At 33.6% G+C, this 17288-nt stretch carries 19 protein-coding genes and 1 pseudogene; 1 reads left to right on the forward strand and 19 read right to left on the reverse strand.

The features are described from left to right. Nucleotides 1–156, forward strand: a 156-nt coding sequence (locus ACQV2T_RS07300) for a transposase (RefSeq protein ID WP_428893464.1), incomplete at its 5' end; no start/stop codon positions are given. A 312-nt stretch (nt 157–468) separates the two neighbouring features. Here the strand turns inward: ACQV2T_RS07300 and ACQV2T_RS07305 are convergent. The 19 genes and pseudogenes from ACQV2T_RS07305 to ACQV2T_RS07395 all read right to left on the reverse strand — a co-directional run bounded on the left by ACQV2T_RS07305 (nt 469) and on the right by ACQV2T_RS07395 (nt 17017). Continuing rightward, nucleotides 469–1248, reverse strand: coding sequence for a hypothetical protein (locus ACQV2T_RS07305; protein ID WP_428885399.1), 780 nt, complete (start codon nt 1246–1248; stop codon nt 469–471). Nucleotides 1249–1731: 483 nt separating this feature from the next. After that, nucleotides 1732–2397 (reverse strand): MFS transporter, encoded by a 666-nt coding sequence (locus ACQV2T_RS07310; protein ID WP_428885398.1) that lies wholly within the window; start codon nt 2395–2397, stop codon nt 1732–1734. Nucleotides 2398–2424: 27 nt separating this feature from the next. Further along, nucleotides 2425–2691: a DUF2087 domain-containing protein gene (locus ACQV2T_RS07315; RefSeq protein WP_428874427.1), complete on the reverse strand. Its 267-nt coding sequence runs from the start codon at nt 2689–2691 to the stop codon at nt 2425–2427. Beyond that, nucleotides 2691–2834, reverse strand: a complete 144-nt coding sequence (locus ACQV2T_RS07320) for a hypothetical protein (protein WP_428876628.1) — start codon at nt 2832–2834, stop codon at nt 2691–2693. The genes ACQV2T_RS07315 and ACQV2T_RS07320 overlap by 1 nt, the downstream gene beginning before the upstream one ends. Before the next feature lie 817 nt (nt 2835–3651). Further along, entirely contained in the window at nt 3652–3933 is a 282-nt protein-coding gene (locus ACQV2T_RS07325) for a transposase (protein ID WP_428893456.1), read from the reverse strand. Between the two features lie 23 nt (nt 3934–3956). Continuing rightward, nucleotides 3957–4658 (reverse strand): annotated as a pseudogene (locus ACQV2T_RS07330) (IS256 family transposase). A gap of 167 nt (nt 4659–4825) precedes the next feature. Further along, a complete protein-coding gene (locus ACQV2T_RS07335) occupies nt 4826–5956 on the reverse strand; it encodes a Fic family protein (protein WP_428885307.1) in 1131 nt (376 codons plus the stop codon). 203 nt (nt 5957–6159) lie between these two features. Continuing rightward, nucleotides 6160–6441: a hypothetical protein gene (locus tag ACQV2T_RS07340; protein WP_428874431.1), complete on the reverse strand. Its 282-nt coding sequence runs from the start codon at nt 6439–6441 to the stop codon at nt 6160–6162. Between the two features lie 18 nt (nt 6442–6459). Then, nucleotides 6460–6687: a hypothetical protein gene (locus tag ACQV2T_RS07345; protein ID WP_428892080.1), complete on the reverse strand. Its 228-nt coding sequence runs from the start codon at nt 6685–6687 to the stop codon at nt 6460–6462. A gap of 8 nt (nt 6688–6695) precedes the next feature. After that, nucleotides 6696–6917: a hypothetical protein gene (locus ACQV2T_RS07350; protein ID WP_428893457.1), complete on the reverse strand. Its 222-nt coding sequence runs from the start codon at nt 6915–6917 to the stop codon at nt 6696–6698. Next, the gene (locus ACQV2T_RS07355) at nt 6908–7291 is read right to left on the reverse strand and encodes a phage tail protein (protein WP_428893458.1); all 384 of its coding nucleotides are present in this window, start codon (nt 7289–7291) and stop codon (nt 6908–6910) included. The genes ACQV2T_RS07350 and ACQV2T_RS07355 overlap by 10 nt, the downstream gene beginning before the upstream one ends. Before the next feature lie 431 nt (nt 7292–7722). Further along, entirely contained in the window at nt 7723–8862 is a 1140-nt protein-coding gene (locus tag ACQV2T_RS07360) for a hypothetical protein (protein ID WP_428874959.1), read from the reverse strand. Nucleotides 8863–9502: 640 nt separating this feature from the next. Beyond that, nucleotides 9503–9997 carry a hypothetical protein gene (locus tag ACQV2T_RS07365; protein WP_428874436.1) on the reverse strand — a complete coding sequence of 165 codons (495 nt, stop codon included), beginning with the start codon at nt 9995–9997 and terminating at the stop codon, nt 9503–9505. A 155-nt stretch (nt 9998–10152) separates the two neighbouring features. Next, nucleotides 10153–10263, reverse strand: coding sequence for an LPXTG cell wall anchor domain-containing protein (locus tag ACQV2T_RS07370; protein ID WP_428874437.1), 111 nt, complete (start codon nt 10261–10263; stop codon nt 10153–10155). A gap of 87 nt (nt 10264–10350) precedes the next feature. Next, nucleotides 10351–11286 carry an ATP-binding cassette domain-containing protein gene (locus ACQV2T_RS07375; RefSeq protein WP_428874438.1) on the reverse strand — a complete coding sequence of 312 codons (936 nt, stop codon included), beginning with the start codon at nt 11284–11286 and terminating at the stop codon, nt 10351–10353. Then, nucleotides 11273–12361, reverse strand: a complete 1089-nt coding sequence (locus ACQV2T_RS07380; RefSeq protein WP_428874439.1) for an ABC transporter ATP-binding protein — start codon at nt 12359–12361, stop codon at nt 11273–11275. Before ACQV2T_RS07380 ends, ACQV2T_RS07375 begins: the two co-directional genes overlap by 14 nt. A 12-nt stretch (nt 12362–12373) precedes the next feature. Continuing rightward, nucleotides 12374–13309, reverse strand: a complete 936-nt coding sequence (gene oppC / locus ACQV2T_RS07385; protein ID WP_428874440.1) for an oligopeptide ABC transporter permease OppC — start codon at nt 13307–13309, stop codon at nt 12374–12376. Continuing rightward, on the reverse strand, nt 13309–14805 hold the full coding sequence (locus tag ACQV2T_RS07390) for an ABC transporter permease (RefSeq protein WP_428874441.1): 1497 nt from the start codon (nt 14803–14805) through the stop codon (nt 13309–13311). The genes oppC and ACQV2T_RS07390 overlap by 1 nt, the downstream gene beginning before the upstream one ends. Nucleotides 14806–14878: 73 nt before the next feature. Beyond that, nucleotides 14879–17017, reverse strand: a complete 2139-nt coding sequence (locus ACQV2T_RS07395; RefSeq protein WP_428874442.1) for a peptide ABC transporter substrate-binding protein — start codon at nt 17015–17017, stop codon at nt 14879–14881. Nucleotides 17018–17288: the final 271 nt, after the last annotated feature.

Raw genomic sequence — 17288 nt, forward strand, 5'->3', positions numbered from 1 at the left:
CCTATTGAAGGGATTAATAACACGATTAAAGTGCTTAAACGCCATGCTTATGGCTGTAAAAACGACTCTCATTTCAAAAATAGAATACTTTTAACATCAAGATTATATGTGTCAGGAAGAAAAGAAAAGGAGACTAAGCAACCGTTAATTGCTTAATCTCCTTGGATAGCATCAACCCTATTGGACAAAGAGCCTTTAAAAAAGTGACTAAAAAATTTTGACATATCAATTTTTAAGTGAATAATGAATTATATTTAATTAATTATAAGAGGCTCCTAACAAAATTTGTATGTTTCGATAAATGTTTCCAAAACAGTTACTATATCTTTTTTATTAATATTATCTAGTGCATTTATTTGTGCATTAATATAAGAGGCTGAATAAAAAGGATTAGATAAAAAATCAAACATAAAATCATAATTAATATATTTTTCACTTGAAACTAGATTATATTTAAATAATTTATCCTTATATAATTTTTTTATCTTCTAAGGAGCTATATTTTAATGGATATTTAAAAAGTTCAATTTGAAACTCTGTTATTGCTTTATTTTCTTCTAATAGAGCCTGTGTAAATCCGATATAATTTTCTTTTTCACTGTTAAAATAGGAATTAATAAATGCACTTTCAAAAAAATGAGCCCAATATTCTTCCTCCTCTATAGAAAAAATTAAATTCATTTTGATTAATAAAAAATTTACAATTACATGACTAACTTCATGTAATAAATAATAAAAATGAAACGGGCCTACTTTGTCTCCTATAATAATATAATTAATATTTTTTAAAGGTAAAAATACACATTTATATCCATCTATCATACCTTTTAAATATATAACATTTAAAGACAATGTGTCAGATATATAAAATAATATATCTTTTAACAAAACTTCAGTTGTACTATTACATAATTTTTTAAAAAATTCACTACTAATCTTAGCCTTGGAAAAGTTATGCATTTGCATTTTTATTGGAATTAAACTAATCTCAGAAAAATCTTTATTTTTTCTCCAAGATAAGTAGTCAAATTTATTTCTTATTAAGAGGGTGTTAACTTGGCAATTTAATACAGATTTTTTATATTTACTAATATCTAATGATTCTATATTTGGGAGACTATCAATAAAATCTATTTCATTATGAATTTTGTGCGCCTTGATATTATCTTGTATATTTATACTATTTAAATACAGCATGGACTGATGCTCTTCTATAACAGAATGTTCATAGGTTTTTTTAATCGCCATTTAAAAAACTCTTTCTTTTTTTATATTTAAAAATAATTATAATAAGAATAAAAAGAACATCAATATTGGTAATATTCCATGTTCTCAGTATTCCAAACTGATCAGAAATAAACCCATTTAAAACTAATATTATTGAAATAGATATTGATTCAATATTATAAAAAGATGAGATTGTTGTATTTCGTAGATTATCATCTTGCACAAAATCTGAATGAAGAGCGACATTACTTTTAATTTCAGTTATAGTATTAAGCATTACGTGAATTGAAAAAATAATAATTCCCATCCATATATTTTTTGAGAGAACAAATAAGGATAAGAATATAATATCTATTATTGTTAACGAAGTTATCACATAAGAAATATTTTTTTATATAATATCCTATGAGATATTAAACTCCCTACAAGCCCACTTAATGAGATTATTATCCACATAATACTAATAATATTTTCTATATTATTAGTATAAAATATTGCCTGCCACTAATTTGATGGTCCTATATCTATCACTTTAGGGAGAAGTAAAAATAATATAAATACAATACTCTTTTTAGATGTCATAATTTGTTTAAATATTGTTTTTATTTCACCATATGAATATTTAAAAGTATTTTTAAAAGATATTTTTTTATTTTTAAAATCTTTAATTGGAGATTTAATAACTGAAACAATTAAAATAATACTAAATAATATGCTGAAATAAAATGGCAAATCTGTATTATATTTATACAATACATCCGCACTCAAAGTTCCAATGACCAATGCAGCCAATAATCCTATAATAGACGCCTTAGAAAATATGTGTTCTAAGATATCTCTATCCTGTGATAAATTTAAATCTTTGATTAGCCAACTGGATAATGTTCCAGAATAAAAAGACTCACTAATTCCAGATAAAAAAGCTGAAAACAGGAGAAGTGTATATGAACTACTTAATATCATTAAAATCCCTAAAATTCTAAATAGACCACTTAAAAAAATTGATTTTCTCTCTCCTATAACATCTGTTATAGCTCCACATGGTATCTCTGTAAGAAAAGACGATAGCCAAAATAGAGCTAGATATAAACCTACATCACTTAATGAAAAGTTTTTAAATAAATAAATATACAATATTGGGTTAAAAAATGAAACTAATGAGACAGACAAAAATTCAAATAATAATAATAATGAATTTTAGCTTTCATGATTTATCTCCGAATTTATACAATATATACTCCCGTATATATCTCTATTTAAATAACCATAATCTACTAAATATCTTCTCATTGTCGCATAATCATCATAGTATACCTGTATAATATTATTTAGTTCACTCTCAGAAAATTCATCACCTTTTTTTTTGATTAATTCAAAAATATAGTCAAAGATAATAATTTTATTTTTTTGTTTTTTGGGAATAACAATTATTCTCCCTCTTTGATCAATAAATCTTTCTATCATTATTTATTAAACTCCCTTCTTTTTTTTAAGTAATATCCTATATATTGATAAACCTCTCTTTCTAGTAAAATATCATTGCCAACTAAGCGAATATTACTTAAATGAATCAAATCTAAAATATTGGGTTGTCCAAATTTTTTCACATAGTTTTCTTCTTTAATACTAAATTTAATTTCTTTAAAAATATTTGAGTTATATTTACTTAGTTTTTCTATTGAATCAAACTATTCCTTTTTTAGCGGTCTATTTTATTTTTCATTACTATAAGGGGTGAAAATTTCCAATGCTTGATGAATTTTAGTGTAAAATACATTTAGTAAATAAAATGTATTAATAAGTAATAATTTTTTTAATTGCATTATTCATTTCTCCATCATCAAATATTAATTCTTTATTCGATGTTAAAAATTTTACTATCCTTTTTGAATCTAAAAAACTAATAGCTTCAAAAACTTCAATCCTTATACCCATCATATATCTACCAATTTCTTTTTCAAAAGTTAAACCCCAAAAATTTTGAACAATACTAGACTTTTTAATTTTATTGATAATTTCATCATTATAACATTTAGATTTTATTCGTAGTCTAACTTGTTGCTTGGGTAGTGTCAGATAAATTGTGTAACCTACATTTCAAGATTGTAATTATTAGATCAATACTTCTGTTATTTCCGATCCTAACCTCGCATTTTAGATGATCTTTCGAATACCATGTGGATTCGCTTAGATCTGTAGGATTGATAGGTCCTCTAAAATGCGAGGGAAGCAACCGAAGGGTGCTAGTTTACTCCATTAAGATACTTGGGGCTTTGTGATGCCTTCTCTTAATTTCGTCTCGTTAACTGGTCGTTTTTGATCCAAAAGAGATTGAAGTTCAAAGGTTGCTTTACCAAAGTCTTTATGTTTCCGATGTCCAAACTTTGCGTTATACTCGCTAATATAACAATAGACTGTTTTTCCCTAAGTGGCTTCATGGGGAAACTGTTCTTTTATTGTTGTGATCCGCTTTATTTGTTTATTGAAGGCCTCTGATAGTTTGTTGGTATAAAGGGATGCCCATATCTCCTTGGGAAAATGCATAAATGAAAAAAGATTCTTTTTTAGTCTCAATTGTTCAGCCAACTTTGGATAAGTCGCTCCCCAGGTCTGGATGAATTCATTGAGTAGTCGAGTGGCTTCTACGATACTACTGGCTTTAGGAACTTTTTTTAGTGACGCTAACACTTCTTGACGATCCTTCAAACGGACTTTTATGGAGACATGTCTCAGTAAGTGTGTCCAACAAGATCCATCGGAAACTCATTAGTCAGGGCCCCCGCTAACCCGGTCAATTCGTCTGAGACAAAAAGTAAAACATTTTCTAGCCCTCTTTGTTTTAAGTCTTGAAGCATTTCACGGTAATGAAGAGCTGACTCTGTAGGATAGACTTGAAAATCGAGTATTTCCTTATAGCCTTGAGCATCCATTCCGATAATAGTATGGACGGCTTCCTTAGAGACTTTTCCACGCCTTACAGGGACAAAAGTAGCCTCACAGTATAAACATACATCGTCTTGTTTAATCGGACGTTGTCGGTAAGCGGCTAATTCTTCTCCAAATGTTTTTGAAAGGTTAGAGAGGGTCGTTGGTGAATAACAATGACCCTACATTTTTTCAATAAGTTCTGAGATATCGCGTGTTGTCACACCTTTTTGATACATTAAAATAATCATCTCTTCTAAATGAGCAGGCGCTTCTTGAAGGCTTTCAAGTGTTTTAATATCAAACAGCCCTAACCGACCTCGTGGTATTTTGAGGTGAAGCGTACCGTATTCAGTCGAGAGTGTTCTAGAATAATAACCATTCCTTGAATCACCGGTATTATAACCTTTCACTTTCCACTTCTCATAATTAAGAAAAACTGTTCTTTCGCTTTCAAGCAGTAGATTAATGGCATCTTCTAAGGACTGACGAAACAGTTCATGAATAGATTCTCCTTGTGCTAGTGCTGTGAATCATTTTGTGTTAAAGTCTTCCATAAGGGACCTCCTATTTGTGATTGTTTTGTGGTGATTACAATCTTACATAAGTGAGGTCTCTTTTTCTAGGGAGTCTCGGAGCTTACACAAGAAATTTTACGCTATGAATATAAAAACTAACTTATAATATTAATTAGGTCATAATTAATATAAAGTTTGTTTCTCTTCTTTGAATTATCTTCCTCTATTAACTTCAAATCAGATAATTTCTTTAGATACTTTCTAGCTGTTGCGTCCGTTATGCCTAAAGCTCTAGCAACATCCTTTACGTTACAAAATGGATTCCTAAAGGTATATAGCCATATTTGATTAATGTAATAATTGTTCTCATTTATAATATTAATTCCTGATCTTGCTAAATTGTTTATATTCTCTACTTTTACTGATAAGGAATCGGCCATTCTTTTTGAGGCTGAAAGGAAAAAGTCTATCCATTCAAACCAATTTGGATTTTTTCCACGAACCCCATTCAAGCGATTATAGTATCTCAGCCTTTCTTTTTCCAATTCCTCACTAATGAAGAAGACTGGCTTATCAATTAGTTTATCTTGCATGCAAGTCAAAATAATTAGTATTCTTCCTAATCTCCCATTTCCATCTAAAAAAGGATGTATCGATTCGAATTGCGCATGAATAATTGCAGCCTTAATCAATGGATCGGTATTTTCATCCAAATAATTAAAATCATCAAGCTTTTCTTTTTCAAAACTAAAATGCTTTACTGAATTAATATAATATTCCAAATTGGTCATATATTCTCCGATTTTTTGAGCAGGAATTGGAATATAAACTGCGTTTTCGATTTTATTATCTGGACCGATGTGATTCTGAATTTTTCTAAATTCACCAGCAGAAGCAGACGTTCCTCTCGCTTCATTGGACATAAGTTCTTTGTGCAAACTTTTTATCATCCTAGAACTGATTGGATTTCCCTGATTGATCATTTCGATACCAACTGTTAGTGCTTTTTTATAATTAAGTACCTCTGTAATTTCTTTAGACTTCTTTTTTGAATTTGCTTGATCAATCATATCCGCAAAAGTTACTTGAGTACCTTCAATTCTAGTTGATTGAACCGACTCCTTTAATGAAAGAATTTGAAGAAGGTTATCATCGACAGGAGAGTGATTCAATTCTGAATTTAACTTACCTATCGTACTCTTGATAATAGCAATTTTTTTGTATAACGATAATTCTTCTTCTATAGACACTTTAGGTGGCAATAATTCCAGACCCTGAATTGTCATATTTTTCCTCCTCCCTTTAAGCATGATTAAGTTTATCATATTAAGATAAAAAAAGCATTATTTTTCCTTTATTTATAAGTTTTGAAAATGTTATCTAACTAATTTTCCATTGATTTAGCCTACCCTCACTCATAATTAATCCTGAATTGACCTTAGAATTGATATTTTGATTCCCTCCAGTATTAACCAAAGGGGATAATTTATTATGTGAAACCTAGCTCTCCGTTTGTTCTAGTTTCCTTTTCTCCTAACCTTTCTTCAATGATATCTATCATACGATCAACATCATAGTCATTAGCAACTTCAGCATTGACAGTTATATAAGTATCTCCACTCTCGCTATTAGTCACATTAGTTGCTTTAACAATCCCTGCACCAATCTCTCCTAATACTTTAGAACTTAATGGTAGGATAGCCTCTGGACCTGCTTCACCACCAACTTGAATATTTTTGCCATTAATACCAAACACTGTATGATTCATCATAATTCCTCCGTCCGCATGCTAAGAGATTCTTGGAACTTGTAGTGGAGTTAAACTAAATCGACCGGTAATACTCAATCTAGGGAGTCGTGGTAATTTAATCTCGGGTAACGACCAACTGAAGTTGAAGAAGCCTTTATTTTTTTCAGTTGCATTCCCTACCGCATCTTTTGCAGAATTAATTTTATCTGTAATCGCTTGCTTGATACTGTTAAATATTTCCACAGCTTTATTCTTTGCGCTAGTCAATCCATTTATCATAAAGTTTTTACCGAATCGATTGTTTGCTGTGTGCCGGATTTAATGCGTTCCCACGCTTGAAACACCGTTTGTTTTACCGTCTCCCATGCACCACACCAATCACCGTTGATTAATTGCATAACTGCCTTAATGATTCCTAGAATAAAGTCCATTGCTATTTTGATTGTTTCTTGAATGATAGGCCATACCGTTTGAGTGACCCCTTGAATCAATCCCAAACTAAGCTGACCTTAGCAAAAACTTGATCCAATATTATTGAGATAAAAGTCTTTATCCAGCCCCAAACAGTATTAATCGTTTGTTTAATTAGTTCGTTGTTTTCATTCCACCAACTTGTCATTGAACTCCATATTTTCATTACAAAATCGCTGATAGATTGGATGATTGGTTGTAAAAACTCTTTTATAGCAACCCAAGTGTTTATAACAGCCTCTCTGAATTGGTCACTAGTTTCCCAGAGCTGCTTGATTACTAAAACAAAACCTACTATTGCAACTATTGTTAGAGCAATCGGAGCTATAGTAGCTAACGAGGCTTTGATAAAGCCAAAAATCGATAGTTGAGCCGCAGTTGCTACGGCTAATAACACCATAAACACCGGGGCTATGACCCCTAAGGCGGTCACCAGCAATCCCATGACAATGGCAAACTCTTTTGCGGGCTTAGGAAGCTTAGAAAACTATTCTCCAATTGATTGTAAGATATCAGCTACAACTTGGAATATCAGAGCTAGTACTTTGCCTATTTCATCTCCAAAGTCACTCATTAATAATTATAGTTTGTTTTGAGCTTTATTTAATTCACTTATTGAATCAAGTGTATCTTCATAAGTAGATTTAAGCTTCCCTGCTGCCTCATGCTGGCCTCTCGATAGGTTTCTCGCTAATTTTCAAGCTGCTTAGAAAACAATAAAATAAGAGAGACAAGCACATACAACATGTACTCATCTCTCTGGTCCAACTTCTTGGGTCACTATAATCAGTAGACTCTTTATTAGTTTAATATTGTAAATTACAGGCTAAATTATTTAATAACAACTTGATCTTGCTCTAATTCTTTTTCTGCACCCATCTTACCAGCGTAGGCAGAAATTACTAATCCCAAAACAGATCCAATGAAAGCATAGATAGAATATTTAGAAGCTTCATTCATAACATCATTTGTTGTTTCGACACCTTCGTCAATTGCTTGTTTTGTTCCACTTTCTAAGCGATTCATTTCAGTTTCAGCGCTAGCAAGTAAATATTTCGCTTGAGCTTGAGCTTCTTCATATGATTTCATAATGTGAGCTGTAGCTTCTTCTGCTTCTTCATCATTTAAATCAGTATTATCAGCAATAGCATTCGATAAAGCATCTTCATCTAAACCTTCGTCAATTGTAGCCATACGATCTTCAATGTTTGTATAAACATCTTTCATCGCTTGCTCAACAGGTTTTCCATCAACTACAACGCTTTTAGCTGCATTTTGAATATCAGTTACCGTTTCATCTAACTGATTTTGTAAATAACCTGGTTGCAACTGTTCAATTTCAGTGTCTTCTAGTAAATCTTGTACTTCTTGGTCTAAGTTCGATGTATCAAGCTGTAAGTTATCTGTTACAGCATTAAATGCTTCTTCAGATAAATTACCTGCAGCTTTTGAAACATTTCCTATTGCATCTCCAGCAGCACTAGTTGTCGCACCAAACATAGCACCAATTGTATTGAAAGTTCCTGTCACTGCTGATGAAGCCAATACTACTGCTACAATTAGGCCTGTAGCCCATGTCAGGAAACCATGAACCATACCAGCTCGGTGTGCAGTGTATCCTGCGATAAATCCTCCGCCGGCTAAACTTAAAATTAATGACACAATCGTCCAAATGATTAAGCCCATTCCAACTCCATCTAATGGATTAACAGCGGTTAAGTCAGTAGCTCCAAGTCCGATAGCTGCCCCAATTAAAGAGAACAACATGCTTAAAGCGACGAAAGTCACTAATCCAGCGAAAACGGCACGCCACGATAAGTTTTCTCCTATCCGATGATGATGTCCTATATGGTGATCATGATGTGAGGTATAAGTGTGGTTGCCAGTATCCTTAGTAGGATCCTTTACAACGACTTTACCCTGACCTCCAACAGTAGGCTCAACATTGTGCTTATCTCGTTCATTATTCATATAAATCCCTCTTTCTTAAAGTTTTAACACTCAAGGTGCTTTAAGGTACAATTTATCTTTATAGTGGTGATAAATACTATAAAATAATTGCTTTAGACAAATCGTTCTTTTAGAACTTTCCTTATCCTTAGCATACTAACTTATTTGTAAAAATTCAAATATAACGCTTCTAAAGACCAATTTAATCATAGCAATAGCGTCAGTCAATGGCTTGATGACCCAATCTAAGGTTGGATGATCGCTAAGATTCCAAGCGATCATTTCAGAGTTAAATAAATCCATAATAGGGCTTAAATAAGCAGAATTTTTCCCTAATTTAACTTTCAGTTGCCATTCATTTTACACTAAAGCGACGATTGAGGTGGTTGGGAGCATTTGTTCCCACAGTGCCTTCGTAAGAGCTATAGCGACGTGACTCCGCAGAATTTTGTACGTTTCAAGCTGAGCTTACCCCTGATTCGTAAAACTTTTCTTAGGGCTAATTTTTTGATGGCATGTTTTGTATAATTAAGCTTTAATTCATCGATAACCAAGAGTATATGTGTCAAGAAGAAAAGAAAAGGAGACCAAGCAACCATTAGTTGCTTAATCTCCTTGGATAGCATCAACCCTATTTGACATAAAGCCAATTTATATAAAATTACTCACCAGTAACTTCTTTTGATAACTCAATTGCGATATCGGTAGTGTCTTCAATCTCATGTTTTAAATTGGCGAAACTTTCAAGAATTTCTTCAAATGATTGTCCGATTTCTTCTTTTAATTCATTAGCTGAATGAGCTAAGACTTCTTTAAAATCAGAATCATCATTTTGATTAGCAAGAGAATGCTGCGTTTCTTCAATTGAACTAAATAATTGATTTTTCAAGTTTGTTAGAGAAAATTTTAATTCTTCTGCCGTTTCTGAAAAAGATACTTTAGCATCTTCACTTGCTAAAGCAGCAACATCAGATAACTCTTGACCCTTTTTAAGAGCAAGCTCTTTATAAGAAGCCAATTGATCGCGCGCTTCCACACTCGATTCTGATAATTTCTTACGATACTCCTCTGTTTTTTCAGGGTATAGATAATTAACTACCGCATAGGCACCTGCAAGACCTGCTACCATACCGATAACTGTTTTTAATTTGGTCATATTTTTTCCACTCCTTAAATCTTTTTTAAGAAGAATTCATTTTAAAGACCTTCTTAATACATAAATATTAACAGATAAAGCCTTTTCACTCAAGAAATCTGCTTAAAAATACACCCCTAAACTACCTAAGGGATGCAGGATGTCTGAAAATAAGCTTAACGCTTATTTTTATTGCCTTTGTATACCATTGCAATACCACCGATTAAAGCAATCGCTGCGATCACGATCAAAAACCAAGTAGCCATTTCGCCTGTTTGTGGTAACATTTTTCTACCTCATTTCTAAATGATATATTAATTTTACACTAACTTATAATAAAAGAAAAGCCGAGATTAAAACCTCGACTTAAACTCTTAATGATACATTTCCTGATATTTAGCCAATTCAGCTTCATTACAATAAATGTAGTGTTCTGGGAGTACTTCACGTACTTTTGGTATATCAGTTGAATAATCATGCATTTCAGGATCATAAACTTTCAATTTAACTTTACGAGCAAGCTCTGGGTCTGGAATAGGTACAGCAGAAAGTAAAGCTTGTGTATAAGGATGAATTGGATTACGGAATAATTCTTCAGTTTCCGCAACTTCAAGAATACGACCATTACGAATTACTGCTATTCTATCAGAAATATAACGTACGACTGATAAGTCATGAGCAATAAAAATATAAGTTAAGCCATTCTCACGTTGGAATTTACGGAGTAAGTTAAGAACTTGCGCCCGAACAGAAACATCTAAAGATGAGATCGGCTCATCTGCAATAACAAGTTCTGGTTCCATAATAAGAGCTCGAGCAATCCCAATACGTTGACGTTGTCCACCTGAGAACTCATGAGGATAACGATACATATGCTCAGATAAAAGTCCAACTTCTTTAAGCATATTCTCAACTTTTTGCAAGCGATCTTCTTCATCTTTAAATAAATTAAAGTTATAAAGGCCTTCTGAGATAATATACTCTACTGTTGCACGGTCATTCAAAGAGGCAGAGGGATCTTGAAAGACCATTTGAATGTCACCAATTAATTCCTTGCGGTCTTTTTCAGATAATTTAGTATTAATTCTTTTACCTTTAAAGAGAATTTCTCCTCCTGAAGTTTTATTAATACCATTAATTGCACGACCAATAGTTGTTTTACCAGATCCAGACTCACCTACTAATGATAAGGTTTCTCCTTTAAATACATGGAAAGTGGCATCTTTAACAGCAACGAACTTGTCTTTGCCTTCACCAAAAGTGATTTCAAGGTCGTTTACTTCAACTAATTTTTCTCTATTTTTCTCCATTTGCTAACTCCTCTCTAAGAGCTGCATCTGCACCATGAACTTTCTTCAATTTTTCATGAAGGTTATGAATAACAGATGGTTTTTCAGCTTCCGGTGCTCGAGGATCTAGTAACCATGTTTTAGCGTAGTGAGTGTCTGAAACTTTAAACATAGGTGGTTCAGCTTCATAGTCAATTTGCATTGCATAAGGACTACGTGGAGCAAAAGCATCTCCTTCAATTTTTGTATAAAGAGAAGGTGGTGTACCTGCAATTGAGAATAGATCTTCTTCCGGATTTGATAATTGTGGTAATGATGATAAAAGTGCCCATGTGTAAGGATGTCTTGGGTCATAGAAGATATCTTCTACTGTTCCTGTTTCAATGACTTGTCCCGCATACATTACTGCAACACGGTCAGCAATTTGAGCCACTACACCCAAGTCATGAGTAATGAAGATAGTTGTAAATTCATATTCTTTTTGTAAATCTTTTAGTAATCTTAGAATTTGAGCTTGAATAGTAACATCTAAAGCAGTCGTTGGTTCATCACAAATCAATACTTTAGGACGACATGCCAATGCAATTGCAATGACAATACGTTGACGCATTCCACCTGAATATTCAAATGGATAATCGTCAAAGCGTTTTTCAGCATTACGAATACCAACCCGTTCCATCAAGTCGATAGCAATTTGTTTAGCTTCGGACTGTGAAGCCCCACGATGTTTGGTGATCACTTCGGTTATTTGTGTTCCGATAGTTAAGACTGGGTTTAAGGATGTCATTGGATCTTGGAAAATTGTTGCCATTTCTTTACCACGATATTTTAACCATTGTTTTGGGGAATTAAAGTTTTGTAGCTCTTCACCTTTATATATTATTTTCCCTTCTGGAATACTACCATTTTTTTCAAGCATTCCTGTAAAAGTTTTCGTGAGAACAGATTTACCTGACCCAGATTCCCCTACTAAAGCAAGAACCTCACCTTCATAAAGGTCTAAATCGATACCACGAATAGCTGTTAACTGCGCATCACGCACTGCAAATTTAACAACCAGATCTCTAATTTCTAATATCTTTTTCTTCTCTGTCATTTCAATGTCCTCCTATATATGATTCTTAGGATCAGTTGCATCAGCTAATGCTTGACCCACAATGTAAAGAGAAACTGAAATCAAGGCAAGAACAGACACAGGTATCCAGAACAAGTAGGGCTTAGAAGCGATATTTGTGGAATATTTTTGAATTAAACCACCTAACGAAACAATGTCGGCAGACAATCCAACCCCAATAAAGGATAGGAAAGTTTCTGTCGCTATAAAACCAGGCAATATTCTGGAAACATCTGTAGTTATAATGGAGGTCAAGTAAGGTAAGATATTCTTAAATATCATACGATTAGCTGGAGTCCCTAAAGTCCTAGACGCTAGGTTATATTCCCGATCTCGCATAATCATTACTTGTACACGAATAAAGTATGCCGTAAAAATCCATGAAGTGAGGGTCATTGCAAAAAGTAAATTCCAAAATCCATTACCTAAAGAATAAGCTAATACCATAATGATTAATAATGTAGGAATATTACCGAATATATTGTAGACTTCAAGCATGAAAACGTCAATCTTTTGCGACATTCCCCAGAAAGCACCTACAATTACACCGATAACAGTGGTAATTAGAGTTGCTAAAACAGTAATTGAAATAGACGTTTTCGCTCCAGACCAAGTAGCATCAAAAAGCGATTGTCCGTTTGCATCTGTCCCAAACCAATGTTCACTATTTGGTTCAATATAGCGTGCAGATAAATCATTTATTTTTTCTGCATTCATCGGGTCATATCCAGAGAACATTGGTTGAATAAATGACATCAAAATAATGACCAACATCAAAATAAGAAAGAAGATAGCTACTTTATTTCTCCCAAAAGTTCTCCAAACCGATTGCCAATAAGAGTATTTTGGCGAATCAATTTTTTCTGCTTCAACATCATTGGTTTCCACAAAACGAAACGAAGCATCATTAATTTTTGGTTGTACTTCCATTATTTATCCTCCTTCACTTCTAGGCGGATACGAGGATCCACAAGAGTCATGGCGATATCACCTAATAAGATTGATAAGACCCCTAATACTGAGAATATGAAAATTAAGCCAACAGCAATTGGGTTATTGTGAGAAAGAATTGCATCTGGCAGCATTTTACCCATTCCAGGAATAGCGAATACTTGCTCAGTAATTGTGGCTCCAGCAATCGAAAAGATTATTGCTCCTGGGATTCCATTAACAATTGGGATTATCGCATTTTTAAAGATATGCTTACGCGAGATTTCTGATTCGCTCAAACCTTTAGATCTAGCAAATTTTACATAGTCAGATGATTGTTGATCAACCATATAACGTCGAATCCACATTACAGTACCAGAAAGTGACAACAAAGCTAAAACGACAATTGGCATTATATAGGATTTGATATTCTCTGGTCCTAAGATTGGAAATAGGTCTGGTAAACCAAAGAACTTATTCCCCACAAAACGACCAAAGAAAATGAAAGCAACTGAAGGTACTGAGATTAAAAGTGTGATAAAGGCTGTTCCTAATTTATCAACCCATTGTCCTTTATATCGAGCCATCAACATAGCCATTGGTATTCCAATCAAATACATTAAAAATATTGCCGTTACACCGTTCCTAAAGGAAATCATCATCATAGACGGATCTTCATTATTAGATTCTGCGCCCGCATAATTTGACCCTTCAAACATTCTCTTCTCAGTTAATGAGAGTTCAGATGTTGGTTTATAATAACGTGTATAGGGGTTAATAGCTGATTTAAAAGATTTCCCATCTGGCATAATAATTTCTTCCGTTACAGGACGTCCTTGTTTATTTGTAATCACATCTATAACTGGCTTACCAGCAAATGTTGGGTATGAAACTCCTAAATTTAATTTGAAAATATTTTGATGAATGAATGGGAATTTTTTATTGAAATAAATTTGATAATAGTATTTAGTTCCTGAGCCAGTTAGTGCCCAACCGACTGTCTTATCATGGGTAATTTGATATCCACGTTTTAGATCTGGATTTTCTGGATCTTTAACTCGCCAAGGATGATCGACTTGAATTAGGTTTTTATAAAAATTAAAAACTCTGGCACCAATAGAGATGTCATCAGTGGCAAAGTAACCTCCACTAATTGGAAGTTGCCCTATTTCCCACTCTTTATTATCTTTACTCCACTTTTCTATAATTGCTTGATTCTCTGGACTTTCAACATTGGTAAATTCAGGATAATCTTTCTGAACTTCCTCTTGAAAGTCTCTTTGATTTAAATAATGAAGGTAGCCCATTCGGTCAAAAGCACTATTTTGATATTCTAGAAGTTGGTCAGGTTGTGATTTTAATTTACTAATCGCAGGGTCATCCTTGAAGATTGAATTTCTCGGCACCAATGAAAAAATGGCTAAATACACTAAGGTAGTAACCATAAAGATCGAAAAAAGTGACCGAAGAATTCGTTTGAATATATATTTTTTCATTTGAATCCTCCTATAATAAATGAAAAAGGCTAATTTCTCAGCCTTTTTCATCTAAGATTACATTTTCTTTTGACTATTCAGCCGCTTCTTCAGTTTCTTCAGCTGATTCGTCCATCATTTCTTCTTCAGTTTCTTCAGCTGATTCATCCATCATCTCTTCTTCAGATTCTTCACCTTCTACAGCCTCTTCGCCTTCTGCAGATTCAGAAGCTGACTCGTCACTTTCTTCTTTAGTAGAGCTGCTTGAAAGACTGGATGCATCAAGTTTGTTTGCTGACCAATCATCATAAGCTGCCTGCCATTGTTCTTTAGATACTGGTTCAGATTGAACTTTCATGAATTTGAAACGTTGAGATCCAGTACCGGCAAATGCATATGGTACTGAGAATGGAACTATGTTAGTAACACGTAACTGAGATCCTCCGGCACGGATTGGCAAGGCAATCGCTGCATCAGTTAACCAAGCTTGCGCTTTTGCATACGCATCATAACGAGCATCTAAATCATCAGTAATTGCTGCTGCCGCATTGACTAATTCGGCATATTCGAACAACCCTGAAGCTTCACGTGCTTCTGCATATGGATCTTCTTGTCCTTCTTTAAGGAGTGGATCAAATCCAATTGGCACTAAGAATGTACCGTTTGTTGGTAAATAGATATCTAAGAAAGTAGATGGGTCTAAGTAGTCAGGAATCCATCCAGATTCATTAGTAATATCATAATCTACTTCTGCAGCAACAGTAGCATTAAATGTTGAAGCAAGATATGTATCTTGATTGAGTAACACAGGGTTAATTATAACATTTTCAGCACCTAAGGAATCTTCAATAGAAGCTTTCATAGATTTAGCTAAGTTCACTGATCTTGGAATAGATTCAAGAACTGGTAAATCTAATTGAATAGGCCACTCTACACCTTCTAATTCTGATTTAGCTTGTTCAATAAGTTTAGCAGCTTTTTCAGGGTTATAGAAAGCATCCTGACCATCTTCTAAATTAATACCTTCATATAATTCAGGGTTCATTTCTTCTAAGTGGCGTTCAACAGCTTCACCAAATGACTCGCCATTTACCATAGCAAAGTTCGGAGCAACTAATGTGTTACGGATATCTGTATCAGCAAACTCTTCACCAAAATCTTGAGTCATATAGGTATGCTTATCAAAACCAAACATGATAGCTTGACGGAAAGCTTTATTTAAAACAGCCGCATGTGTATCTTCATGTTGCTTGTCATTTTCTTTGCCGGTCGCTTCATGCTTAATACGGTTTAAGTTAAATTGTAGTAAGAATGATGAACCTGGACGTTGAGCTTGAGTGATATACTCACCAAATTCTTTTTGTACATCTTCATAAATTGGAAGCGTAGGATTTACACCAAATGCTGATGTTGCCCCATCCTTATAGAGTCGATAGAACACTTCTGGGTCGGAGTTATCATTATAGGTATACTGTACTGAATCAATAAATACGTTTTCTAAATCCCAATAAGATTCATTCTTAACATATTCGATTTGGGATTTTGCAGTTAAGTTAGCTAAAACGAATGGTCCGTTATAAAGAATTGAAGCAGGGTCTAATGAACCAAAATCTTCTCCAACAGAATCTAAAAATTCTTGATTGATTGGATATAAAATACCATAAGTTGTTTTTGAGTTGAAATATGGCTCTGGTCTTTCAAGTGTATACTCAAGGGTATAATCATCAACCGCTTTAACTCCGACTTCTTCAAAGTCAGTAATCTTACCGTTGATATAATCATTCAAGCCTTTGATTGAGTATTGAACAATTGGTAACATTTCTGACTGAACCTCTACAGCGTGTTTTAAACCAGTTACGAAGTCATGAGCAGTTGTTTCAGCCACTTCGTTACCGTTGTTATCTACCCACATAACTCCTGGACGGATTTTATAAGTATAGACTAAACCATCCTCAGAAACTTCATGGGATTCAGCAGCTGCAGGAATGTAGTTTCCATATCGATCATTTTCATATAAACTTTCAATAAAGTTTGTTCCGTGGTTCGTGTTAATATCACGCATTGAGAATGTATAGTCTAAAGTAGTAGGGTCAGTTAGATAAGTCGTTTTATATTCTGGAACCAAGTCCCCAACTACATCTGATTGCGCTGAAGCTAACATCGGAACTACTGCGGAACCGAGCGTCAAAGCAGTTACAAAAGAAACAACTACTTTTCTTAACGATTTCTTCATTAATTTTCCTCCTTAAAAATGTACAAAGCGACAAACAATAAAGTTTTTCTGAGTATACTTCCCTCACTTTCAAAAACTGTAATTGCTTACATTTTACCAATTAGTGAAAACGCTGTCAAGCCATTTGATTTTAAAGTTTAAGTCTTGCAGCGATTGTAAGTCAGTTTACTTTGTTTTAGTATGAAATAGAAAGAGCAAAACTAGAACGGTTGATTCTTTCTAATCATTCCTAAGAGGGTGTAGAAAATGTTATCGTTTTCTCACTCCTGTC

The organism is Facklamia sp. P13069, from assembly GCF_050409405.1.
Taxonomy (GTDB): domain Bacteria; phylum Bacillota; class Bacilli; order Lactobacillales; family Aerococcaceae; genus Facklamia.

What these genes read in the sequence shown, in the direction of transcription:
- ACQV2T_RS07305 (WP_428885399.1), bottom strand. Translation starts at nt 1,248, where the DNA reads ATGGCGATTAAAAAAACCTATGAACATTCTGTTATAGAAGAGCATCAG.
- ACQV2T_RS07315 (WP_428874427.1), bottom strand. Translation starts at nt 2,691, where the DNA reads ATGATAGAAAGATTTATTGATCAAAGAGGGAGAATAATTGTTATTCCC.
- ACQV2T_RS07335 (WP_428885307.1), bottom strand. Translation starts at nt 5,956, where the DNA reads ATGACAATTCAGGGTCTGGAATTATTGCCACCTAAAGTGTCTATAGAA.
- ACQV2T_RS07340 (WP_428874431.1), bottom strand. Translation starts at nt 6,441, where the DNA reads ATGATGAATCATACAGTGTTTGGTATTAATGGCAAAAATATTCAAGTT.
- ACQV2T_RS07355 (WP_428893458.1), bottom strand. Translation starts at nt 7,291, where the DNA reads ATGGTGTTATTAGCCGTAGCAACTGCGGCTCAACTATCGATTTTTGGC.
- ACQV2T_RS07360 (WP_428874959.1), bottom strand. Translation starts at nt 8,862, where the DNA reads ATGAATAATGAACGAGATAAGCACAATGTTGAGCCTACTGTTGGAGGT.
- ACQV2T_RS07365 (WP_428874436.1), bottom strand. Translation starts at nt 9,997, where the DNA reads ATGACCAAATTAAAAACAGTTATCGGTATGGTAGCAGGTCTTGCAGGT.
- ACQV2T_RS07370 (WP_428874437.1), bottom strand. Translation starts at nt 10,263, where the DNA reads ATGTTACCACAAACAGGCGAAATGGCTACTTGGTTTTTGATCGTGATC.
- ACQV2T_RS07375 (WP_428874438.1), bottom strand. Translation starts at nt 11,286, where the DNA reads ATGGAGAAAAATAGAGAAAAATTAGTTGAAGTAAACGACCTTGAAATC.
- ACQV2T_RS07380 (WP_428874439.1), bottom strand. Translation starts at nt 12,361, where the DNA reads ATGACAGAGAAGAAAAAGATATTAGAAATTAGAGATCTGGTTGTTAAA.
- oppC (WP_428874440.1), bottom strand. Translation starts at nt 13,309, where the DNA reads ATGGAAGTACAACCAAAAATTAATGATGCTTCGTTTCGTTTTGTGGAA.
- ACQV2T_RS07390 (WP_428874441.1), bottom strand. Translation starts at nt 14,805, where the DNA reads ATGAAAAAATATATATTCAAACGAATTCTTCGGTCACTTTTTTCGATC.
- ACQV2T_RS07395 (WP_428874442.1), bottom strand. Translation starts at nt 17,017, where the DNA reads ATGAAGAAATCGTTAAGAAAAGTAGTTGTTTCTTTTGTAACTGCTTTG.